The sequence below is a fragment of the Frateuria soli genome (genome assembly GCF_021117385.1).
In the GTDB taxonomy this organism is placed as follows: domain Bacteria; phylum Pseudomonadota; class Gammaproteobacteria; order Xanthomonadales; family Rhodanobacteraceae; genus Frateuria_A; species Frateuria_A soli.
Genome location: NZ_CP088252.1, coordinates 2,620,606 through 2,638,440, shown reverse-complemented (window position 1 = coordinate 2,638,440; position 17,835 = coordinate 2,620,606). Strand labels below are relative to the sequence as shown.

Here is a 17,835-nt window from a genome sequence, read left to right as displayed (position 1 = left end):
CCCGCGCAGGGCCCGGCGGTGACAACGCCGCCTGGGGCGAACGAAGACGCGCGCGGCACTGGACCGACCCTTGCCAGGGCGCGGCAGCGGCTTCTGGGAACGGGACTCGCCCTCCTGAAGGACCAACGAGTGTTGTTCCTGATCGTGGGTGGCCTCAACACCGTTTTCAGCACGGTACTGTTCGCCGCACTGGTAATACTGCTCGGGCCGCGCGTGCCCTCGACGGTCAGCCTCTGCATCTCGTGGCTGGTCTCGCTCCTGTTGGTCTTTTCTGCCTACCGTCGCTGGGTGTTCAAGGTGAAGGGGCGCTGGCTGAAAGACCTAATGCGCTTTGCCGGCGTGAATCTGGTGGCATTGTTAGCCAACGCTTTCGCATTGACCGCACTGGTGGAGTTGGCAGGGCTGCCACCGATTCCCGTACAGGTGGCCATTACCGTTTTGATTGTGGTCTTCAATTACGTTGGCCACAAGTATTTTTCTTTCAGGCGCACGAGGGGATGAAAAGAAATGAACCGGACCAGCCAGTCGTCCCCCCGGGTTTCGGTCGTCATTCCGGCTTACAACAACGCGGCTTATCTTGCCTGCACGCTAGATTCGGTACTAACCCAGGACTTCGACGATTACGAGGTAGTGGTCGCCGACCATTCTTCGAGCGATGCCACGCGAGAGATACTGGAGGTTTTCGCAACACATCCGCGGGTGCGAATTCTCTCCAGCACGCCGGCCGGCGGAGGTGCCTTGGCGAATTGGAACCGCGTTAGCCAACACGCCCGCGGAGATCTGCTCAAGCTGGTTTGTGGCGACGATCTCATTGCTCCCAGCGCACTAGCAAGGCAGGTGGCCGCACTGGATGCCAACCCTCGTGCGGTTATGGTGGCGTGCCGCCGCGACTTAATTGACGCCAAAGGCCAGCCGCTCCTCCGGAACTGGGGCCTCAGGGGGCTGGACGGCATAGTTTCGGGCCGCGACGCAATGCGCGCCGTGGTGCGCGCCGGCAGCAACTTGTTCGGCGAGCCTGCTTGCGTTCTGTTCCGCCGCGCCGCACTCGAGCGGGCGGGTGGGTGGGACAACGCGTTCCCATACTTGATCGACCAGGCGACCTATTGCCGGATCCTGGAGCAGGGTGATTTGGTGGCGCTGCAGGACCCGTTGGCCTGCTTCCGAATTAGCGCGAGTCAGTGGAGCGTGCGGCTGGTGCGAGAGCAGGCCGCGCAGGCGCGGCACTTTCACGCAGCCTTGCGGGACCGGCATCCTGGCCTGCTCTCGCGTGCCGATCTGATCATCGGGAACTTGCGTGCCACCGCCATGGCTTACACCCGCCGCTTGGTGTATCTGTCGATGTGGCGGCGGCTCTGACCGGGGTTCGGTATTCTCCTTCCTCTGTCAGAGCAAGCTCACATGGCTGTGGTTCCCCGCGACGGGACCGTACCCTGGCGCGAGGGCGCTTGGCGGTCTACGACGTAAACGGGCCGCTTGAATGTTGCCCCCATTAGTCTGCCCACGTATTCGCCGACCACGCCGAGTATCAGTAGCTGGATACCGCAGGCAAGCAAGACGGTGGACATCAGCGAGGCGTAGCCAGGAATAGTAAAGTGGCCAGAAAGCTTGCCGTACAATACGTACAGCAGATAGGCGAAGCTCATCCCGGCCAGAATGGCGCCGCAAAACGTAGCAGCGCGAAGTGGTAGATGGGAGAACGAGACGAAGATGTTGGTCGCGTGCGACAAAAGCTTGCGCAGCGTATATGTACTCCTACCGTGGGCCCGTTGTTCGTGTTGTACGGCCACCGTTTTGACCGAGGCGGTTAGCCACGAAAGCATGCCATCGATGTAGGGGCGATGGAATCCGAAGCGGTCCAGCTGCTTTGCTAATGGGGCGTGGATGGCGCGGAAGGAGCAATAGTCCTCGTTGAGGTCGGGGAAGGTCCACTTCAACACCTTGCGCATCATTTCCGAACTGAGGTTCCTGTAGGCTGCGTGTGTCCGCTGCTCGAAGGCGCCGTAGACCAGAGGGTAGTCTTCGGTGCCCGCATTGAGCAGGGCTGGTATCGCCTCCGGTGGGTGCTCCAAGTCGTCGTCCATGGTGACGATCCATTCTCCGCGCGCATGCGCGATGCCGCAGATCGTCGCAGCGTGCTGTCCGAAGTTGCGCCCCAGCCGTAGTCCGCGGACGTTCGGGTATTCTTTGGCGAGTCCACAAATGACATCCCATGCCTGCTTCTGACCGCGGTCATCCACCAAGATAATTTCGAAGCTCAGGCCCGCCTGTTGCCCCATGGAGGTGACGCGCTGACATAGCTCCGGCAGCGCGTCGCTCCCGCCATAGACCGGAACGACAACTGAAACATCCAGATTGGCTGGTGCATCGAAAACAGGCATACGAGATCCTTCGGAACCTACAACACTCAACTGTCTTACGTAGACGAGGGCTGCGCCCGCGTCCATAAGAGCTCCACGTATCGCCCGGGGCAATCGGGCCGCTGCTCGGCCCCCTATCTGCGAGCTTCTTTCGCCTGCTCCGCGCGAAGGCGCGCGGAAGCATCTGGTGAATAGTACTTGCGTATCACTCCCGGGATGTACGTGTCGCCTAGATCAATCCCGAGTCGCGTGCTTACTTTCATCGTTGTGGTCGAGTCAATTAGCAGGGGGCTGCCCTTGGGGACCACCGAACAGTTTGCCTTGCGGCCAAGGGTCTCTTCGAAAATGGAGACGATCTCGGGGGCTAGCAGCGACTGTCGCGCCGCGATAGACACGACGCGCGGCGAGTCATCGTCCTCGATGAGGGCGGTAGCGATAGCGCATACATCGGCGATATCGATCAGGTTGCGCTCGGCATGCGCCCACACGGTAAAGTGCTCTCCCGACATGATGCGGTTATAGATGAAGTTGGTGAGAGTGCTCGGATTGTCCGTGTGACTCACGACCTGTGGCAGGCGGAAAACGCGGTTGCCGGGCAAGGCCAGTACCAGTGCCTCCATCATTTGCTTGTGGCGCATGTAGGGGGTAAGTTCTGACGCGGGCGAGGTGACTCCGCAGCTCCCAAAATAGATCACCTGCCGAGTTCCGCGCTGAAGCACATCCAGCAACATGGCGCGTTCGCGTTCGAACTCCGACGCTCGTGTCTCCGCCGAGTGCGACACGCCGGAGGCAAAGACGATTGTTTCCGAGTCGTCGGCAAAGCGGGGCGCGAATGTATGAGCAAGTAGCCCGTTGCCGACGATCACGAATCGCTCCGTTCCACCAGCGTGCAGTCTGGGCTGCAGTGGCATCCCTTCATGCCCGTTGCGAAATTCTTGCATCCATTCATCATGGCTAAACCGTAGTTCGGGGCGCCGGTCATGCAGGCGCGATGGCTAAGGCGCGATTCAGGGGTCGTGTTGCATCGCTCGGGTTTACGGGCGCGTGGGCAGATCGCTGGGCGTCAGATCGCCTGCTCGATCTCCGGAATGATCTTGAACAGATCACCGACAAGGCCGATGTCCGCCACCTCGAAGATCGGCGCCTCGCCGTCCTTGTTGATCGCCACGATGGTGCCGGCGTCCTTGATTCCGGTCAGGTGCTGGATGGCACCGGAGATGCCGATGGCCATGTAGAGCTCGGGGGCGATGATCTTGCCGGTCTGGCCGACCTGCATCTCGTTGGGCACGTAGCCAGCGTCCACCGCGGCGCGCGAGGCGCCGACGGCCGCGCCGATCTTGTCGGCGAACTTGTAGATGATCTCGAAGTTCTCTTTCGATCCGACGCCGCGGCCGCCGGAGACGACCTTGCTCGCGCTCTGCAGGTCCGGGCGGTCGCTCTTGCCCTGCTTGAGCTCGACGAAGCGCGTATGCGAGGGCAGCGCGACGTCCAGGTTCAACGCCTCGATCGGCGCGTTGCCGGCGTCGCTGGCGGCGGCAGACCAGGATGCTGTGCGGATGGTCGCGACCACCGTCTGCGCCGGGTCGGCTTCCACGGTGACGATGGCGTTTCCGGCGTAGATCGGGCGCTTGAAGGTGTGCGCACCCTCGACCGACATCACGTCGCTGACCTGCGCCACGCCGAGCAGCGCGGCCACGCGAGGGGCAAGATCCTTGCCGAAGGTGGTGGACGGGGCGAACACATGACTGTAGCCGGCGGCGACCTTGGCCACCTGCGGCGCCAGCACGGCGGCGAGCGCGTGCGCGTTCTCCGCGCGGCTGGCGGTAAGCACGCGGCTCACGCCTTCGATCTTCGCGGCCTCGGCGGCGATGGCGTCGGCGCTGTCGATCAATACCAGCACGTCGACGGCCTCGGGCTTGACCGCTGCGGCGGCGCTGACGGCGCGCGCGGTGGAAGGGTTGAGCTTGCCGTCCAAGTGTTCGGCGATGACTAGGATCTTGCTCATGTCTCTTTCTCTCCGTGTCTCTGCAGGAGCCAGCGCGGCGGCTCGGGCTTGCCGGTCGCCCACAGGTGGGCTCCTACAGGGGATATGGGTTTACAGCAGGCCTTTCTGCTTGAGGGTGGCGACCAGTTCGGCCGCGTCCTTCACCATTACGCCCTTGCTGCGCTTGGGGGGGGCGGCATAGTGGGTGGTCTTCAGGTGGTCGCCGCCCTCGACGCCGAGCGAGCCGAACTCGATCACGTCGATCGGCTTGGACTTGGCCTTCATGATGTCCGGCAGCTTGATGAAGCGCGGCTCGTTGAGGCGCAGGTCAGTGGTGATCACCGCGGGCAGCTCGGCCTCGATGGTCTCCAGGCCGGCGTCGACCTCGCGGGTCACGGTGGCCTTGCCGTCGGCGATCTCGACCTTGCTTGCGAACGTCGCCTGCGGACGGTCCCACAGCGCGGCCAGCATCTGGCCGGCCTGGTTCGCGTCGTCGTCGATCGCCTGCTTGCCAAGGATCACCAGGCCCGGCTGTTCTTTCTCGACCAGCTTGAGGAACGTGCGCGCGGCGGTGAGCGGCTGGATGGCGTCGGCGGTGGTGACGTGGATGGCGCGGTTGGCACCCATGGCCAGGCCGTTACGCAGGTGCGCGGTGAGGTCGGCCGGGCCGATGCCCACGATCACCACTTCCTCGGCCACGCCCTTCTCGCGCAGGCGCAGGGCTTCTTCCAGCGCGATGTCGTCGAAGGGGTTGGCGGAGAGCTTGACGCCTTCGGTCACCACGCCGGTGCCGTCGGGCTTGACCTGGATGCGGACGTTGTAGTCCACGACACGCTTGTAGCCGACCAGAATCTTCATTTCGGTTCCTCGGATGTGCCGCTCCGCGGGCGGCATGGGAAAGACGTGAATCCACGATTCTAACCCGACCGGCCATGCGCCCGCGTATGCGGGTTCGCCGCGTGTAATGGACGGCTGCCACACATGGGAGCGTGCAGGAAGGTCTGGTTTGCACCGAAGCGGGCTACATCGGCTCGCACAAGGTTTGTCATCTGCTCGCCAAAAAGGGGCATCAGCCGTGGTTTCGACAGCCTTGCGACGGGCCACCGCGACGCGGCGGGCGTCCCTGGTGGAAGGCGATCTGCTCGACCGCCAGATCCTGGCTGGCGTCTTCGGCGGCGCACGGTTCGATGCGGTCATGCACTTTTGCACGTGTTCGTTGGGGCCAATCGGTCGGGCAACCTCATGCCTATCACGAGAACAACGTCAGCGACACGCTGAACCTGCTCCAGGCGATGCGTGAGGCGGTCGCAGGGCGGCTGGTGTTTTCCTCGACCGCCGCCTCATCGGTGCGATCATCGAGTCGGCCTGGCGCCGGCATCGCGCGCCGCGCCATCGATCCTGCCGGAAGCGTCCGCGGACGCATAAGGGAAGGGCCTGTTGGAGGCATCCAGGCCCATCAGCGCAGCGGCTTCGACCGTGCGGAATCCGGCGTGCCGCGCTACCAGCATGAAGATCCTCTCGATCGCGTGGGCGAAGGTGCCGTCAAGCTGCCCCGCCTCGGCTTCGAACTCCCATTCGCCAAGGTGAGCGTCCAGCAGCGGACGCAACGCCTCAAGCCGTACCCAGAACATACTCCCGGCGATGAAGCGGTCGCTCTCGATGTCCGGTGCGGCCAAGCCCAGCCGCGTAGTCAGGTAGCCGGCCGTGTCGCGATTGGCGCCCCAGTAGAAGTTGAGCGGCTGGACGTGGCCGTCCGGCGCCACCAGACCCAGTGACGGATCGGCTGCGAACGCCGCTGCCAGCGCATGGGCACGGGCGGGCGAGACCAGTCCGTCGAGCAGTTCGCGTCGCCACAGTTCGCCGTCCTGACGGTGCACCGAGCGTTTAGTGTGCAGCTTCAACACCACTTCGGTGCCTTCGTCGAGCAACCGGTTCGCCACGTGCAGGAAGGGCAAGATGTCGCGCCCGCGGTTTTCGAAGACGTGCAACTCCGCTTCGATGTTCAGCTCGTCGAGCCGCTGGCGGACTGCCGCGGCCTGCTCGTGCGCGGTGGTGACAATGATCCGCCACCGCAGGCCGGTGCTCTGCAGGGTCGCGAGGATTTCGTCCAGGACCTCGACGTACCAAGCGTGGATCACCGCGCAGGGCCGGTCTGCCGGAGCCGTGGCGGGGGGCTCGCGCAATGCGTCCCGGGTCGCCTGCAGCCAGGCGTGGCCCAGCCGCGCGTCCGGCTCCAGCACGGCCCCTTCGGCCCACTCGTTCCAGGCGTTGACGAACACCAATGGCTGGTCCGGCTTGCGCCGACGTGCCACAGCGATGGCTTGGCGCAACCAGTCGCGGTAGCCGCGCGGCGAGGCATGGGCGAACACGCGTCCCTTGCCACTGCGACGGGGTTCGTTATCCCAGCCGGGATTCACCCCCGGATAGCGCAGGTACGATGGATCGGGTTGCGCCATGGCTTGGCGGGCCATGGCGCGCCAGTCATGCACGTCCCCCCGGTAGTCCGGATTGAGTAGACGCTGGCGGGCTGTGATCGTGGGAAGCGTGGTGTTGTTGGGAGGGAATTCGACCGCCGCATCGAATCCGATGTCGCGCGGGTCGACCCGGTCGAAGCTCTGCACGTAGGCGAGCTGGATCTCGCCGATACCTGCCTCGCGGCACCATGTGCGCCATCGGGCACTGGTCGCCTTCGGGTCGGGCAGCAGGCCGGGGCGATACACCAGCAATAGCGGCTTGCCCTGGACCCGCAAATACCGGGGATCGCGCAGCCAGCGGGCCACGTAGGAAATAAAGGCCAGGTCGTCCTCGGGACTATGCCGCTGGCTTATGAGCAGGTCGTCGGCACGCCCGTCCCAGCGCCGCGACCAGTTCTCGTTGGCCCAGCACAGGCACAGCGGCAGGTCCAGGGAGGGATCGTCCAGCCACTGCAACAAGGGTTGCTCGAGCAGCCGTTCGCCGGCGAACCAGTAGAAGTAGCTGCAGAATGCGCCGATACCGTACTCGCGCGCCAGCTGCATCTGCCGGCGCATCACTTCGGGGAGGCGAAGGTCGTAGAAGCCAAGCGTGCCAGGCAGGCGGGGCTGTGCATGGCCCTCGAACTGCGGCAGCGCCCGCGCCACGTTGGTCCATTCGGTGAAGCCCTCGCCCCACCATGCGTCGTTCTGCGGTATCGGATGGAACTGCGGCAGGTAGAACGCCACCAGCGTTGCGGGAAGAGGGCTGGGCAGTGGTTCGACGCGCGGCTCCACGAAGCCTATCGCCCGGCCGGCGGCGTGCCGGTGGGGGCGACGTCCGGCACCGTCCCCCACCTGGCCGCGAGGCCCGGCTGGCACAAGGCTCGCATGGCGTTCCAGGAAGCGCTGCCGCAGCCGGTCGCGGGTGGCCGTGGGCAAAGGCAGGGCGCGGAAGCCCAGACGAAGCAGGAGGAAGAGATAACGCTTGGCGGCAGAGGACGTCATGGCGTGGATGAACCGAGGATGCGTTCGAGCGTGCCGGCGGCGGCCTCCGGCGAGAAGTGCCGGCGCACGTTTTCCAGCCCGTGCTCGGACAGGCGTTGCCATAGTGTGGCGTCCCCGCTCAGGCGAAGCACGGCGTCCACGAACGCAGGCGCCTCGTCGGCCACCAGCACGTCGATGTCGTCGGCAAGCTGCATGCCCTCGACGGCGACGGTGGTAGCGACGACGGGCAGTCCGTAGCTCATGGCCATGTTGATCTTGCCCTTGACGCCCGCGCCGAAGCGTAGCGGTGCGAGCGAGGCCAGGCAGCCATCGAGCCAGGGCTCCAGGTCGGGCACGCGGCCGTGCAATTCCAGGCCGGGACGGGCCAGTTCATGCCGTGCTTCCTCCGGCATGTCGCCCAGCATGTGGACGCAGAGGTCGGGCAAGGCTTCGCGCAGGCGGGGCAGAATCTCGTTGGCGATCCAGCGGATGGCGTCCGCGTTTGGGGGGTGGCCCCAGCCGCCAATGAATACGAGGTCCCTGCGCTCGCCCGCCGGGCGACGGCAGCCATGCACCTCGTGGATGTTGGACAGCAGTTCCACGCGTGCTCCGGGGAGCAGCTCCGACAGCAGGTTCTGCTCGTGCGCACTCACCACGAGCGTCACATCGCATTGCTCGATCAGCCGCAGTTCGCTCCGTCGGCTGGCATCCGCCTGTCGCGCAAGCCCTGCATGGCCGGCCAGCTCCGCAGCGCGCCCTTCGCGCAGGAAATGCAGGTCCACCGTGTCGAAGACGAGCCTGGCCTGTGGCGCATGCCGCCGCACGAGGCCGGCGTACTGGCCGGCCACCGTATGCCGGCAGAGGAAAACCGCATCGAGTTCCCGTCCGTGCTGGCGTAGCCATTGCGGCAGGTCTTCCCCGGCAAGCAACTCGCAACCGAGTTCGCCCAGCGCGCGCATGTCCTGCCCCGTCGTCCGGCGATCGTCCGGGAAGAAGCAGGTGCTCCACCCTTGCCGGTCGAGCAGACGAAGGATTCCGCACAGGCGCAGGGAGCCGGAGTCGCGCATCGGATCGGGTGCAGTGACGTCCACGACGAGGATGCGGCCACGGGCATGCCAGTGGATGGCCCGGTCGAGCGGCGTGCCCGCAGGCGGCTGAAGGGCGAGACGCTCGGCCCACTTTGCGGCGAACGTGGCCTGGTTGGTCACCTGGTGCTGTTTGACCCCGCTGCCGATGTCGACGCCCGAGGTGATACCCTCGCAGTGGACGACCAGGCTCGCCGGCTGGTAGTACACGGCAAGGCCGAGCTGCCTGATAGAGAAGGCAAGGTCGGTGTCTTCGTAGTAGGCCGGCCGGTAGCGGGTGTCGAAGCCACCGACACGGTCAAAGATCTCGCGTCGCACCAGCAGTGCTGCACCGGTAACGTAATCGGTTCGCCGGCGATACTGGTAGGCGTGCGCATCGCGGTCCTCGAAGCGACCGGTATTCCAGCAACTGCCGTCAGCGAACACCAGTCCCCCGGCTTCCTGCAGCCGTCCGTCCGGATAGACCAGCCGGGCCCCGGCGATACCGCAATCGACACGCTCGGCAAAGCAGGCAAGCAACGCGTCCAGCCAGCCCGCAGTGACCTGGGTGTCGTTGTTGAGGAAGAGCAGGAATTCGCCCCTCGCTGCCGCGGCACCGGCATTGCAGCTGTCGACGAAGCCGAGGTTATGCGTGTTGCGTAGCAGCCGCAGGTTCGTAACCCGGGCGAGGAGTTCGGCGCTGTCGTCCGGAGAGGCATCGTCCACCACGATGACCTCGAATGGCGCACGCGCACCATGCCGGGCGAGCGAGCGAAGGCAGGCGAGCGTGTAGGCGAGCTTGCCGTAAACCGGGATGACGATGGATACCAGCGGCCTGTCCGTGCCGGGCACGGCGAAAGGCTCGAACGGAACGTCCAGCGGCAGTAGTTCGAGTTCCTCGGCGGTCGCGGGACGGGCAGCGAACTCCTGCCGCACGCGTGCCAGCGTGCCGCGCCAGCCACGCAGCGCAAGGCTGCTACGCGCGCGTTGGAGCTGGTAGCCGAGGCGCCGGAGGCGCCATTGCAGGTTGCCGATCAGGAGCGTGCCCTCGCGGCGCTACATGTTCTGGTAATTCGGCCCCGACCCACCCTCGGGCGTCACCCAGGTGATGATCTCGTACGGGTCCTTGATGTCGCAGGTCTTGCAGTGCACGCAGTTGGCGGCGTTGATCTGCAGGCGCTTGCTCCTGCTTCCATCAGGCATGGCGTCTTCCACGATCTCGTACACGCTCGCCGGGCAGAAGCGGGTGCAGGGGTTGCCGTATTCGGTCGTGCACTGGTCGATGCAGATGTTGGTGTCGGCCACGTGCAGGTGGATCGGCTGGTCCTCGTCGTGTTCGGTGGCGGCGAAGTAGACGCCGGCCAGGCGATCGCGCGGGGGCAGGTCGCGCGTGACGTAGTCGCGCCTGGGTTCCTCGTATTCGCCGAGCTTCTCCAGCGAGCACCAGTCCGGCTTGTTCTTCAGGGTCCAGGGCGAGGCGCCGAAGGTGGCCGTTTCCCAGACCCCATTGAGCAGGCCGAACCACAGGCCCTTCTTGAAGCCGGGCTTGATGTTGCGTACCCGCTTCAGCTCGGCCATGGCCGGCGACGCGCGCAGGGCGGCATCGAAGCCGGCGGCGTTCAGGCCGTTGGCGGCCAGGTGCTCGGCGGCGAGCATGCCGCTGCGGATCGCCTGGTGGGTGCCCTTGATCTTGGGCACGTTGAGCAGGCCGGCGGTGTCGCCGATCAGGATCGCGCCGGGCATCTCGACCTTCGGCAGCGACTGGTAGCCGCCGGTGACGATGGCGCGCGCGCCGGCCGAGAGGATGTTGCCGCCCTCGAGCAATGGCTTGACGTGCGGGTGGTGCTTCCACTGCTGGAACGCTTCCCAGGGCTTGTAGTTCGGGTCGCGGTAGTCCAGGCCGCTGATGTACCCCAGCGCGATGCGGTCGCCGTCCAGGTGATAGAGGAAACTGCCGCCGTAGGTGGCGTTGTCGGCCGGCCAGCCGACGCTGTGCACGATCTTGCCGGGGGTGACGCGGCCGGCGGGCACCTGCCAGAGCTCCTTGATGCCGATCGAGTAGCCCTGCGGGTCGGAGTCCTTGTCCAGGGCGTAGCGCTTGATCAGCTGCTTGGTCAGGCTGCCGCGTGCGCCCTCGGCCAGCACCGTGACCTTCGCCTTGATGTCGATGCCCTGCGTATAGCCGGGTTTGTGGGTGCCATCCTTGGCCACGCCCATGTCGCCGATGCGTACGCCGGCGACCGAACCGTCCTCGTTGTAGATGTTGTCCGCGGCGGCGAAGCCGGGAAACACGTCCACGCCGAGCGCCTCGGCCTGTGGCGCCAGCCAGGCGCACAGGGCGCCGAGGGAAACGATGAAGTTGCCGTGGTTGCGCATGCCCGGCGGCACCGGCAGCTTCTGGCCGCCGGTCTTGCTGAGCAGCCAGAACTCGTCCTTGCCGGCGGGTACGCAGATCGGCGGCGGATTGTCGCGCCAGCCGGGCAACAGCGCGTCCAGGGGGCCGGGCTCGATCACCGCGCCGGAGAGGATCTGCGCGCCGATCGTGGAAGCCTTCTCGATCACGCAGACGGTGGTGTCCGGCTGCAGCTGCTTCAGGCGGAGCGCGAACGACAGCCCGGCCGGGCCGGCGCCGACCACGACCACGTCGTATTCCATCGTTTCGCGTTCGCTCATGGCGGACTCCGTGCGGCGTCTTGTAAAGGAAAGAGAGGCATTGTCCCTTTTTCGCGACCCCCGCGGCAAACCGGACTCTGCACTAACGACCGCTTGCAATCGCTTTGCGGACCGTGGCGATAATCGCGGATACACCCTGAAGGACGATGCATGAATTCGACTCCGCCGATCGCCGACATCGACCTGCGCCGCGCCAGCGTGTGCCAGCTCCTGCACTGGCTGGCGGTAGGGCGCGTGCAGCCGCAGGCGCTGGCCGACGCCTATCAGTCGGCGATCGAGCGTATCAACCCCGAACTCAATGCCTTCGTCGACCTGCGCCCCGGGCTGATGCAGGAACAGGCGCGTACCGCGACGCACCGCCGGCGCGATGGCGTGCTCGGCCGGCTCGACGGCATCCCGATCGCGCTGAAGGACAACTTCGACATGGCCGGCTGGCCGACCCGCGCCGGCCTGCCAGGGCGCGGGCAGCCGGTGCAGGACGATTCCCACGTGGTTGCGCGCCTGCGTGCCTCCGGCGCGGTGCTGGTGGGCAAGACCAACATGGACGAGGCGGCGCTGGGCGCGGCCACCGACAATCCGCACTTCGGCCCGACCCAGAACCCGTACAAGCCCGGCTACAGCGCGGGCGGCTCCTCCGGCGGCGCGGCCGCGGCGGTGGCGGCCGGGCTTGCCGCGGCGGCGGTGGGATCGGACAGCCTGGGCTCGATCCGCATCCCGGCGAGCTACTGCGGCGTGTATGCGCTCAAGCCCACGCACGGCGAGATTTCCACCCGCGGCATGCTGCCGGCGGCGCGACGGCTGGATGCAGTTGGCCTGCTCGCCCGCAGCGCCAACGACCTGACCGTGCTGCTGCAGGTGCTGGCCGGCTACGACGCCGACGACGCACGCTCGCGCCGCCGCCGCGTGGCCTTTTCGCCGCCGGACTGGGAGCCGGGCAACCTGCGTGCCGGCCTGCTGCCGGACCTGGCGGCGTTGGGTGTCGATCCGGAGGTGATCGAAGTGTTCGAGGCGGCGCTGGCTCGCCTGCCGCGCGAGCTCGGCGAGCGGCGCACGGTGGACTTTTCCGACTGGAACTTCGCGCGCACCCGCCGCGCCGGCCTGTTGCTGATGGAAGCGGAGATGCTCGGCACCTTCGCCGGGGACCTGGCCGACACCGCGCATCCGGTCTCGCCGCGCCTGCGCGAGATGCTCGACTACGCCGCGCGCAAGAGCGCCGCCGACTACGCCATCGCCGACCGCGTGCTCGACGCGGCCACGCTCAAGATGCGCCGCCTGTTCGCGCAGATCGACGTCCTGGTGTTGCCGACCACGCCGCAGGGCGCGTTCCGGCTGGGCGGTCCGGCGCCCGACTCGGCGGCCGACCTCACCAGTTTCGCCAGCCTTGCCGGCTGCCCGGCGGTGAGTATCCCGATGGGTGCGCTGCCGGATGGCCGACCGATCGGCCTGCAGTTCGTCGGTGCACGCGGTTCGGACCTGCGGCTGCTGGAACTGGCCGCGGTGTGCGCCTCGACGCTGGACGTGGAGCCGACCTACCCGGCGATCGCCTGAGCGCGTGGGCTGGCAGCCGCTCGCGCTGGCCGGTGCGGACCTCGTGCTCTGGACGGACTGGTTGTCGCGCGCCGAGGCCGACGCGCTTCTTGCGGAGCTGCTCGAAACCGTTCCCTGGGAAACGCACGTCATCCGGATGTTCGGCCGTGAGGTCGCCTCGCCGCGGCTGAGTTGCTGGATCGGCGATCCGGGTGCGAGCTATGTCTACTCGCGCACGCGCTTCGATCCGCATCCGTGGCCATCGGCGCTGGCCGCGCTTCGCCCGCGCATGGAGCAGGCCTGCGGCAGCGCCTTCAACAGCGTGTTGGCCAACCTCTACCGCGACGGCAATGACGCGATGGGCTGGCACAGTGACGACGAGACGGAGCTGGGTCCTGCACCCGTGATTGCCTCGCTGAGCCTCGGCGCGCCTCGCCGCTTCGTGTTCAGGCCCAAGGCACCGCGCGGGTCCGTGGCGCTGGAACTGGCATTGCCACATGGCAGCCTGCTGCGCATGGCCGGCGAAACGCAGCGCCTGTACCAGCACGCGCTGCCGCGCATGGCGCGAGTGGAGGCGCCGCGCATCAACCTGACCTTCCGGCGGATCCTGTAGGTGTCTCGGCGCGGGGCATGCTCCCCGCCGGCAGACGCGCTGGCTGCGGAAGAGCACCCCGCCCCAACCCTCCCCTGCGAGCAGGGGAGGGGGCGACCCTTCAGCTCTTGCTCTCCCGCCTGCGAGCAGGCGAGTTCTTGCGCCTGCTGCTCTTGCTCCTCTCCCTGCTCGCAGGGGTAGGCTGGGAGGGGGTTCCTCCGGCTGCGTCGCGGGCAGGGAAGGGGCGGCCGTGCACCTTGGCTTGCATCCGGGCGCCGGCGATAATCCCCACTTTCCCCAAGGTGCCCGTGCGATGACCGAGAAGACCGTACTCAACGAGACCCACCGCGCGTCGGGTGCACGCATGGTCGACTTCGGCGGCTGGGACATGCCGATCAACTACGGCTCGCAGATCGAGGAGCACCACGCCGTCCGTCGCGATGCCGGCATGTTCGATGTCTCGCACATGACCGTGGTCGACCTGCACGGTCCGCGCACGCGCGAATTCCTGCGCCACCTGCTGGCCAACGACGTCGACAAGCTCAAGGTGCAGGGCAAGGCGCTGTACTCGTGCATGCTCAACGAGCAGGGCGGCGTGATCGACGACCTGATCGCGTATTTCTTCGACGAGGCGCACTTCCGCCTGGTGGTGAACGCCGCCACGCGCGCCAAGGACCTGGCCTGGATCGAACAGCAGGCCAGGGCCTTCGGCGTGGAAGTGAAGGAGCGCCCCGACTTCGCGATGATCGCGGTGCAGGGGCCCAACGCGCGTGCCAGGGTGATCGGCCTGCTGCACGAGGTCGACCGTCCGCGCATCGAGAAGCTCGGCCGCTTCGCCGCCGCCGCCGCGCAGGGCCCGCACGGCATGCCGCTGTTCATCGCGCGCACCGGCTACACCGGTGAAGACGGCTTCGAGATCATCGTGCCCAACGGGCAGGCGGTCGCCCTGTGGCAGGCGCTGGCCGACGCGGGCGTCAAGCCGGCCGGCCTGGGCGCGCGCGACACGCTGCGCCTGGAGGCGGGGATGAACCTCTACGGCCAGGACATGGACGAGACGGTGTCGCCGTGGGAGGCCAACCTGGGCTGGACGATCGCGCTGGACGAGGGGCGCGACTTCATCGGCCGCAAGGCGCTGGAGGCACAGAAGGCCGCCGGCGTATCGCGGCTGATGGTCGGTCTGGTGCTCGACGAGAAGGGCGTGTTGCGGCACGGGCAGAAGGTGCTCACCGCCAACGGCGAGGGCGAGATCCTCTCCGGCAGCTTCGCGCCGACGCTGGACAAGGCGGTGGCCTTCGCGCGCATCCCGGCCGGCGAGCCGGGCGACGTGCGGGTGGACATCCGCGGCCGCGAGGTACCGGTGCGCGTGGTGAAGTATCCGTTCGTGCGTGACGGCAAGCCCCGCGAAGGCATCTGATTCACGCGCTTCATCCTTTATAAGAGTTCCCGGCGAGCGGCTAGAATCGCCGCTCCATTCCACGACAACGACTGGACCCGACCATGAGCGAGATTCCCGGCGACCTGAAGTTCCTCAAATCCCACGAGTGGGCCCGCGTCGAAGACAACGGCGTGGTGCGCGTGGGCATCTCCGACCATGCGCAGGGCCAGCTCGGCGACCTGGTGTACGTGGAACTGCCCGAGATCGGTGCCAGCGTGCAGGCCGGTACCGGCGTGGCGGTGGTCGAGTCGGTGAAGGCCGCTTCGGACATCTATTCGCCCGTGTCCGGCGAGATCGTCGAGGTCAACGAGCTGCTCAACGACAAGCCCGAGACGATCAACGAAGACGCCTTCGGCGACGGCTGGATCTTCGCCGTGCGCATCTCGGATCGTGCGGAGCTTGACGAGCTGCTCGATGCCGATGCGTACGCCGAGCAGATCGAGAACGAAGACCACTGACGGTCACCGGATCGTGCGCCGCGGCGACGGCGCACGATCGCCTCAACCGGCTCCTCGACCCTCCGGAAGGGAGGGGCCGGGAAGCGTCCCGGACGATCCGTCTTCGCCATCGATCGTGCCGCTGGTCGACTTCCATTCATTCGAACGAAGGTTTCCATGACTCCTCGCGGGATGCGTCCCGCGAGCCGGGATGGTGCGTGGAGTGCGTCGACGCGGAAAATTGCTCGTGTGGCGCAAAGCCTTGCGGTGCAAGGGTTTGCGCGGCCCATTCCGCTTTCCGGATTATCTTGTTTGGACGTTTATACGCCCAATTGAAAATGCCGCTGTTAATCGGTAACCCCTTGCCGCGCGGCCCTTTGCGGGCTGCCGGAGGGGCTTTCGACCGGTTGAATTTTCTGGTCGAAATCAATTGACAGTTGAAATCTTCAGGAATAGCTTTCGCTTCAGATCAGGGGAACGGGTCCACATGGCAGCATCGAAGTTCATAACGCCGTATGTCGATCACGGCGAGAAGGCCGGCGCGGTGCGCAAGATCACCGTGTCGATCCCGCTGCATGTCTTGCGTCTGCTTTCCGACGAGCGCACGCGCCGTCAGGTCAACAACCTTCGGCACGCCACCAACAGCGACCTGCTGGTGGAGGCGTTCCTGCACGCTTTTACTGGGCAACCACTGCCAACTGATGAGGAGCTGAGACGAATGGCCACTGCCAAGAAAACCACCGCGAAGAAACCGGCCGCCAAGAAGGCGCCCGCCAAGAAGACTGCCGTGAAGAAGGCCACCGCGAAGAAGCCGGTTGCCAAGAAGCCGGCAACCAAGAAGGTCGCCGCCAAGAAGGCTGCGCCGAAGAAGGCTGCCGCCAAGAAGCCGGCCGCCGCCAAGAAGGCTGCTGTCAAGAAGGTCGCCGTCAAGAAGGTCGCCGCCAAGAAGGCGGCTCCGAAGAAGGCTGCGCCGGCCAAGGTGGTCAAGGCCACCAAGACCGCCAAGGCCAAGAAGTAAGTCTAAAAGAAGACCAACAAGCGGTATCGATTTTTCTCTCCCTGCGGTGCCCAGCGCAGGGAGGGTACTTCGAAGAGCGATTCGTCCCGGCCCCGGCCGGGACGCTTCGTTTCAGGGGCCTGAAAAGCAGGCGGGCCCGAGTCGCACCGGTATTTGCCGCCACGGCGCATTGGCGGTAAGTTGTGCGCACTCGCGCCGCGCACGTCCTGGGGGACGGCCGCTCCTACAGGGGGAAAAAGCGCGGGTATCTCATGCAAGCCAACCGGTGAACGTCCCATGGATACCCGTTCCAGTTCTATGCGCGCGCATGCGCGCGGGGCCGCCCGCCCCACCTTGATTGCCGTTATCGCCATTTTCGTCCTGCTGGCCGTGGCCAGCTGGTTCCTGATCCTGCAGCCGCATCAGGAACTGGTCATGCAGGATGGCGGCGGGCACCCGTCCACCCCGGTCTCGACCGACAGGATCGCCGTTGTGCCGCCCGCCAACGTCGAGGCGATGGACGTGAACCAGCTGCTCGCCGAGGCACGCAAGGCGATGAACGACCATCGCGTGCTGGCGCCGGCCGGCAACAACGCCTTCGAGTTCTACCTGAAGGCGCTGGAAAAGCAGCCGGGCAACCCGGTCGCCACCGATGCGCTTCGCGAAACCTTCCCGTTCGCGGCCAGCGGCGCCGAACAGGCGATCAACGGGCGCGACTTTGCCGAGGCGCAGCGTGAGATCGACCTGCTGGCCAAGGCCGACCCGGCCAATTACACGCTGACCATCCTGCGCTCCAAGCTCGATGCCCAGCGCAAGCTGCTGGACAAGGAGCAACAGCAGGCGCTCGAACAGCAGCGCCAGCAGCAACTGGCTGCCGACAAGGCGGCGGCGGACAAGGCGGCGGCCGACAAGCTGGCGGACCAGCAGAAGGCGCAGCCGTCCGAACAGAAGGCGCAGACCGAGGTCGCCGCAGCCAATGCGCCTGCCACCGCCGAGCCCGCGGCACCGGTGCCGCAGCAGATCGTGACCACCGATCCGGTGATGACCAAGTACGTGCAGCCGCGCTTCCCGACCCAGGCGCAGCGTACCCGCACGCAGGGCTGGGTGTTGGTGGGCTACACGGTCGATACCGAGGGCAATGTCAGCGGCGCGCAGGTCGTCGACGCGCAACCGCGGCATCTGTTCGACCGCGAGGCGATCAACGCGGTCGAGCGCTGGAAGTACAAGCCGGCCACGCGCAATGGCACGCCGGTGGAAGCCAAGCTCCAGAAGAAGATCGAGTTCAAGCTCTGAGCCGATGGCGCGGGGACGGAAAAGGCGGCGCCGGGCGCC

Annotated in this window: 15 protein-coding genes and 1 pseudogene; 9 read left to right on the top strand and 7 right to left on the bottom strand. The window is 66.3% G+C overall.

The features are described 5' to 3' along the window. Window positions 1-129: 129 nt before the first annotated feature. Both LQ771_RS12100 and LQ771_RS12095 read left to right on the top strand, forming a co-directional pair. Window positions 130-501, top strand: coding sequence for a GtrA family protein (locus LQ771_RS12100; protein ID WP_231349662.1), 372 nt, complete (start codon window positions 130-132; stop codon window positions 499-501). Window positions 502-507: 6 nt separating this feature from the next. Then, window positions 508-1,356: a glycosyltransferase family 2 protein gene (locus LQ771_RS12095; protein ID WP_231349661.1), complete on the top strand. Its 849-nt coding sequence runs from the start codon at window positions 508-510 to the stop codon at window positions 1,354-1,356. Window positions 1,357-1,394: 38 nt separating this feature from the next. Here the strand turns inward: LQ771_RS12095 and LQ771_RS12090 are convergent, their stop codons facing one another. From LQ771_RS12090 to LQ771_RS12075, 4 genes are all read right to left on the bottom strand, one after another. Continuing rightward, window positions 1,395-2,378: a glycosyltransferase family 2 protein gene (locus LQ771_RS12090; RefSeq protein WP_231349660.1), complete on the bottom strand. Its 984-nt coding sequence runs from the start codon at window positions 2,376-2,378 to the stop codon at window positions 1,395-1,397. Window positions 2,379-2,491: 113 nt separating this feature from the next. Then, window positions 2,492-3,223: an NAD-dependent epimerase/dehydratase family protein gene (locus LQ771_RS12085; protein ID WP_231349659.1), complete on the bottom strand. Its 732-nt coding sequence runs from the start codon at window positions 3,221-3,223 to the stop codon at window positions 2,492-2,494. A gap of 197 nt (window positions 3,224-3,420) precedes the next feature. Beyond that, window positions 3,421-4,362, bottom strand: coding sequence for an electron transfer flavoprotein subunit alpha/FixB family protein (locus tag LQ771_RS12080; RefSeq protein ID WP_231349658.1), 942 nt, complete (start codon window positions 4,360-4,362; stop codon window positions 3,421-3,423). Between the two features lie 90 nt (window positions 4,363-4,452). After that, a complete protein-coding gene (locus tag LQ771_RS12075) occupies window positions 4,453-5,199 on the bottom strand; it encodes an electron transfer flavoprotein subunit beta/FixA family protein (RefSeq protein ID WP_231349657.1) in 747 nt (248 codons plus the stop codon). A gap of 131 nt (window positions 5,200-5,330) precedes the next feature. On the opposite strand from LQ771_RS12075, the pseudogene LQ771_RS16080 reads away from it, so the two are divergent. After that, window positions 5,331-5,669: pseudogene (locus LQ771_RS16080) on the top strand (UDP-glucose 4-epimerase GalE); the annotation flags it as partial. A 24-nt stretch (window positions 5,670-5,693) separates the two neighbouring features. Here the strand turns inward: LQ771_RS16080 and LQ771_RS12070 are convergent. From LQ771_RS12070 to LQ771_RS12060, 3 genes are all read right to left on the bottom strand, one after another. After that, window positions 5,694-7,799 carry a glycoside hydrolase family 99-like domain-containing protein gene (locus LQ771_RS12070; protein ID WP_231351907.1) on the bottom strand — a complete coding sequence of 702 codons (2,106 nt, stop codon included), beginning with the start codon at window positions 7,797-7,799 and terminating at the stop codon, window positions 5,694-5,696. Then, entirely contained in the window at window positions 7,796-9,778 is a 1,983-nt protein-coding gene (locus LQ771_RS12065) for a glycosyltransferase (protein WP_231349656.1), read from the bottom strand. The genes LQ771_RS12070 and LQ771_RS12065 overlap by 4 nt, the downstream gene beginning before the upstream one ends. Before the next feature lie 120 nt (window positions 9,779-9,898). Further along, window positions 9,899-11,515: an electron transfer flavoprotein-ubiquinone oxidoreductase gene (locus LQ771_RS12060; RefSeq protein WP_231349655.1), complete on the bottom strand. Its 1,617-nt coding sequence runs from the start codon at window positions 11,513-11,515 to the stop codon at window positions 9,899-9,901. 150 nt (window positions 11,516-11,665) lie between these two features. On the opposite strand from LQ771_RS12060, the gene LQ771_RS12055 reads away from it, so the two are divergent. The 6 genes from LQ771_RS12055 (at window position 11,666) to LQ771_RS12030 (ending at window position 17,796) form a co-directional block, all read left to right on the top strand. Then, window positions 11,666-13,063: an amidase gene (locus LQ771_RS12055; RefSeq protein ID WP_231349654.1), complete on the top strand. Its 1,398-nt coding sequence runs from the start codon at window positions 11,666-11,668 to the stop codon at window positions 13,061-13,063. A 4-nt stretch (window positions 13,064-13,067) separates the two neighbouring features. After that, a complete protein-coding gene (locus LQ771_RS12050; RefSeq protein WP_231349653.1) occupies window positions 13,068-13,655 on the top strand; it encodes an alpha-ketoglutarate-dependent dioxygenase AlkB family protein in 588 nt (195 codons plus the stop codon). A 292-nt stretch (window positions 13,656-13,947) separates the two neighbouring features. Beyond that, window positions 13,948-15,048 (top strand): glycine cleavage system aminomethyltransferase GcvT, encoded by a 1,101-nt coding sequence (gene gcvT / locus LQ771_RS12045; RefSeq protein ID WP_231349652.1) that lies wholly within the window; start codon window positions 13,948-13,950, stop codon window positions 15,046-15,048. 83 nt (window positions 15,049-15,131) lie between these two features. After that, complete coding sequence (gene gcvH / locus LQ771_RS12040; RefSeq protein WP_231321437.1) at window positions 15,132-15,527, top strand: glycine cleavage system protein GcvH; 396 nt, start codon at window positions 15,132-15,134, stop codon at window positions 15,525-15,527. Window positions 15,528-15,993: 466 nt separating this feature from the next. After that, window positions 15,994-16,524, top strand: a complete 531-nt coding sequence (gene metJ, locus LQ771_RS15990) for a met regulon transcriptional regulator MetJ (RefSeq protein WP_255674162.1) — start codon at window positions 15,994-15,996, stop codon at window positions 16,522-16,524. Between the two features lie 333 nt (window positions 16,525-16,857). Continuing rightward, window positions 16,858-17,796 carry an energy transducer TonB gene (locus LQ771_RS12030; protein WP_338030336.1) on the top strand — a complete coding sequence of 313 codons (939 nt, stop codon included), beginning with the start codon at window positions 16,858-16,860 and terminating at the stop codon, window positions 17,794-17,796. Window positions 17,797-17,835 lie beyond the last annotated feature (39 nt).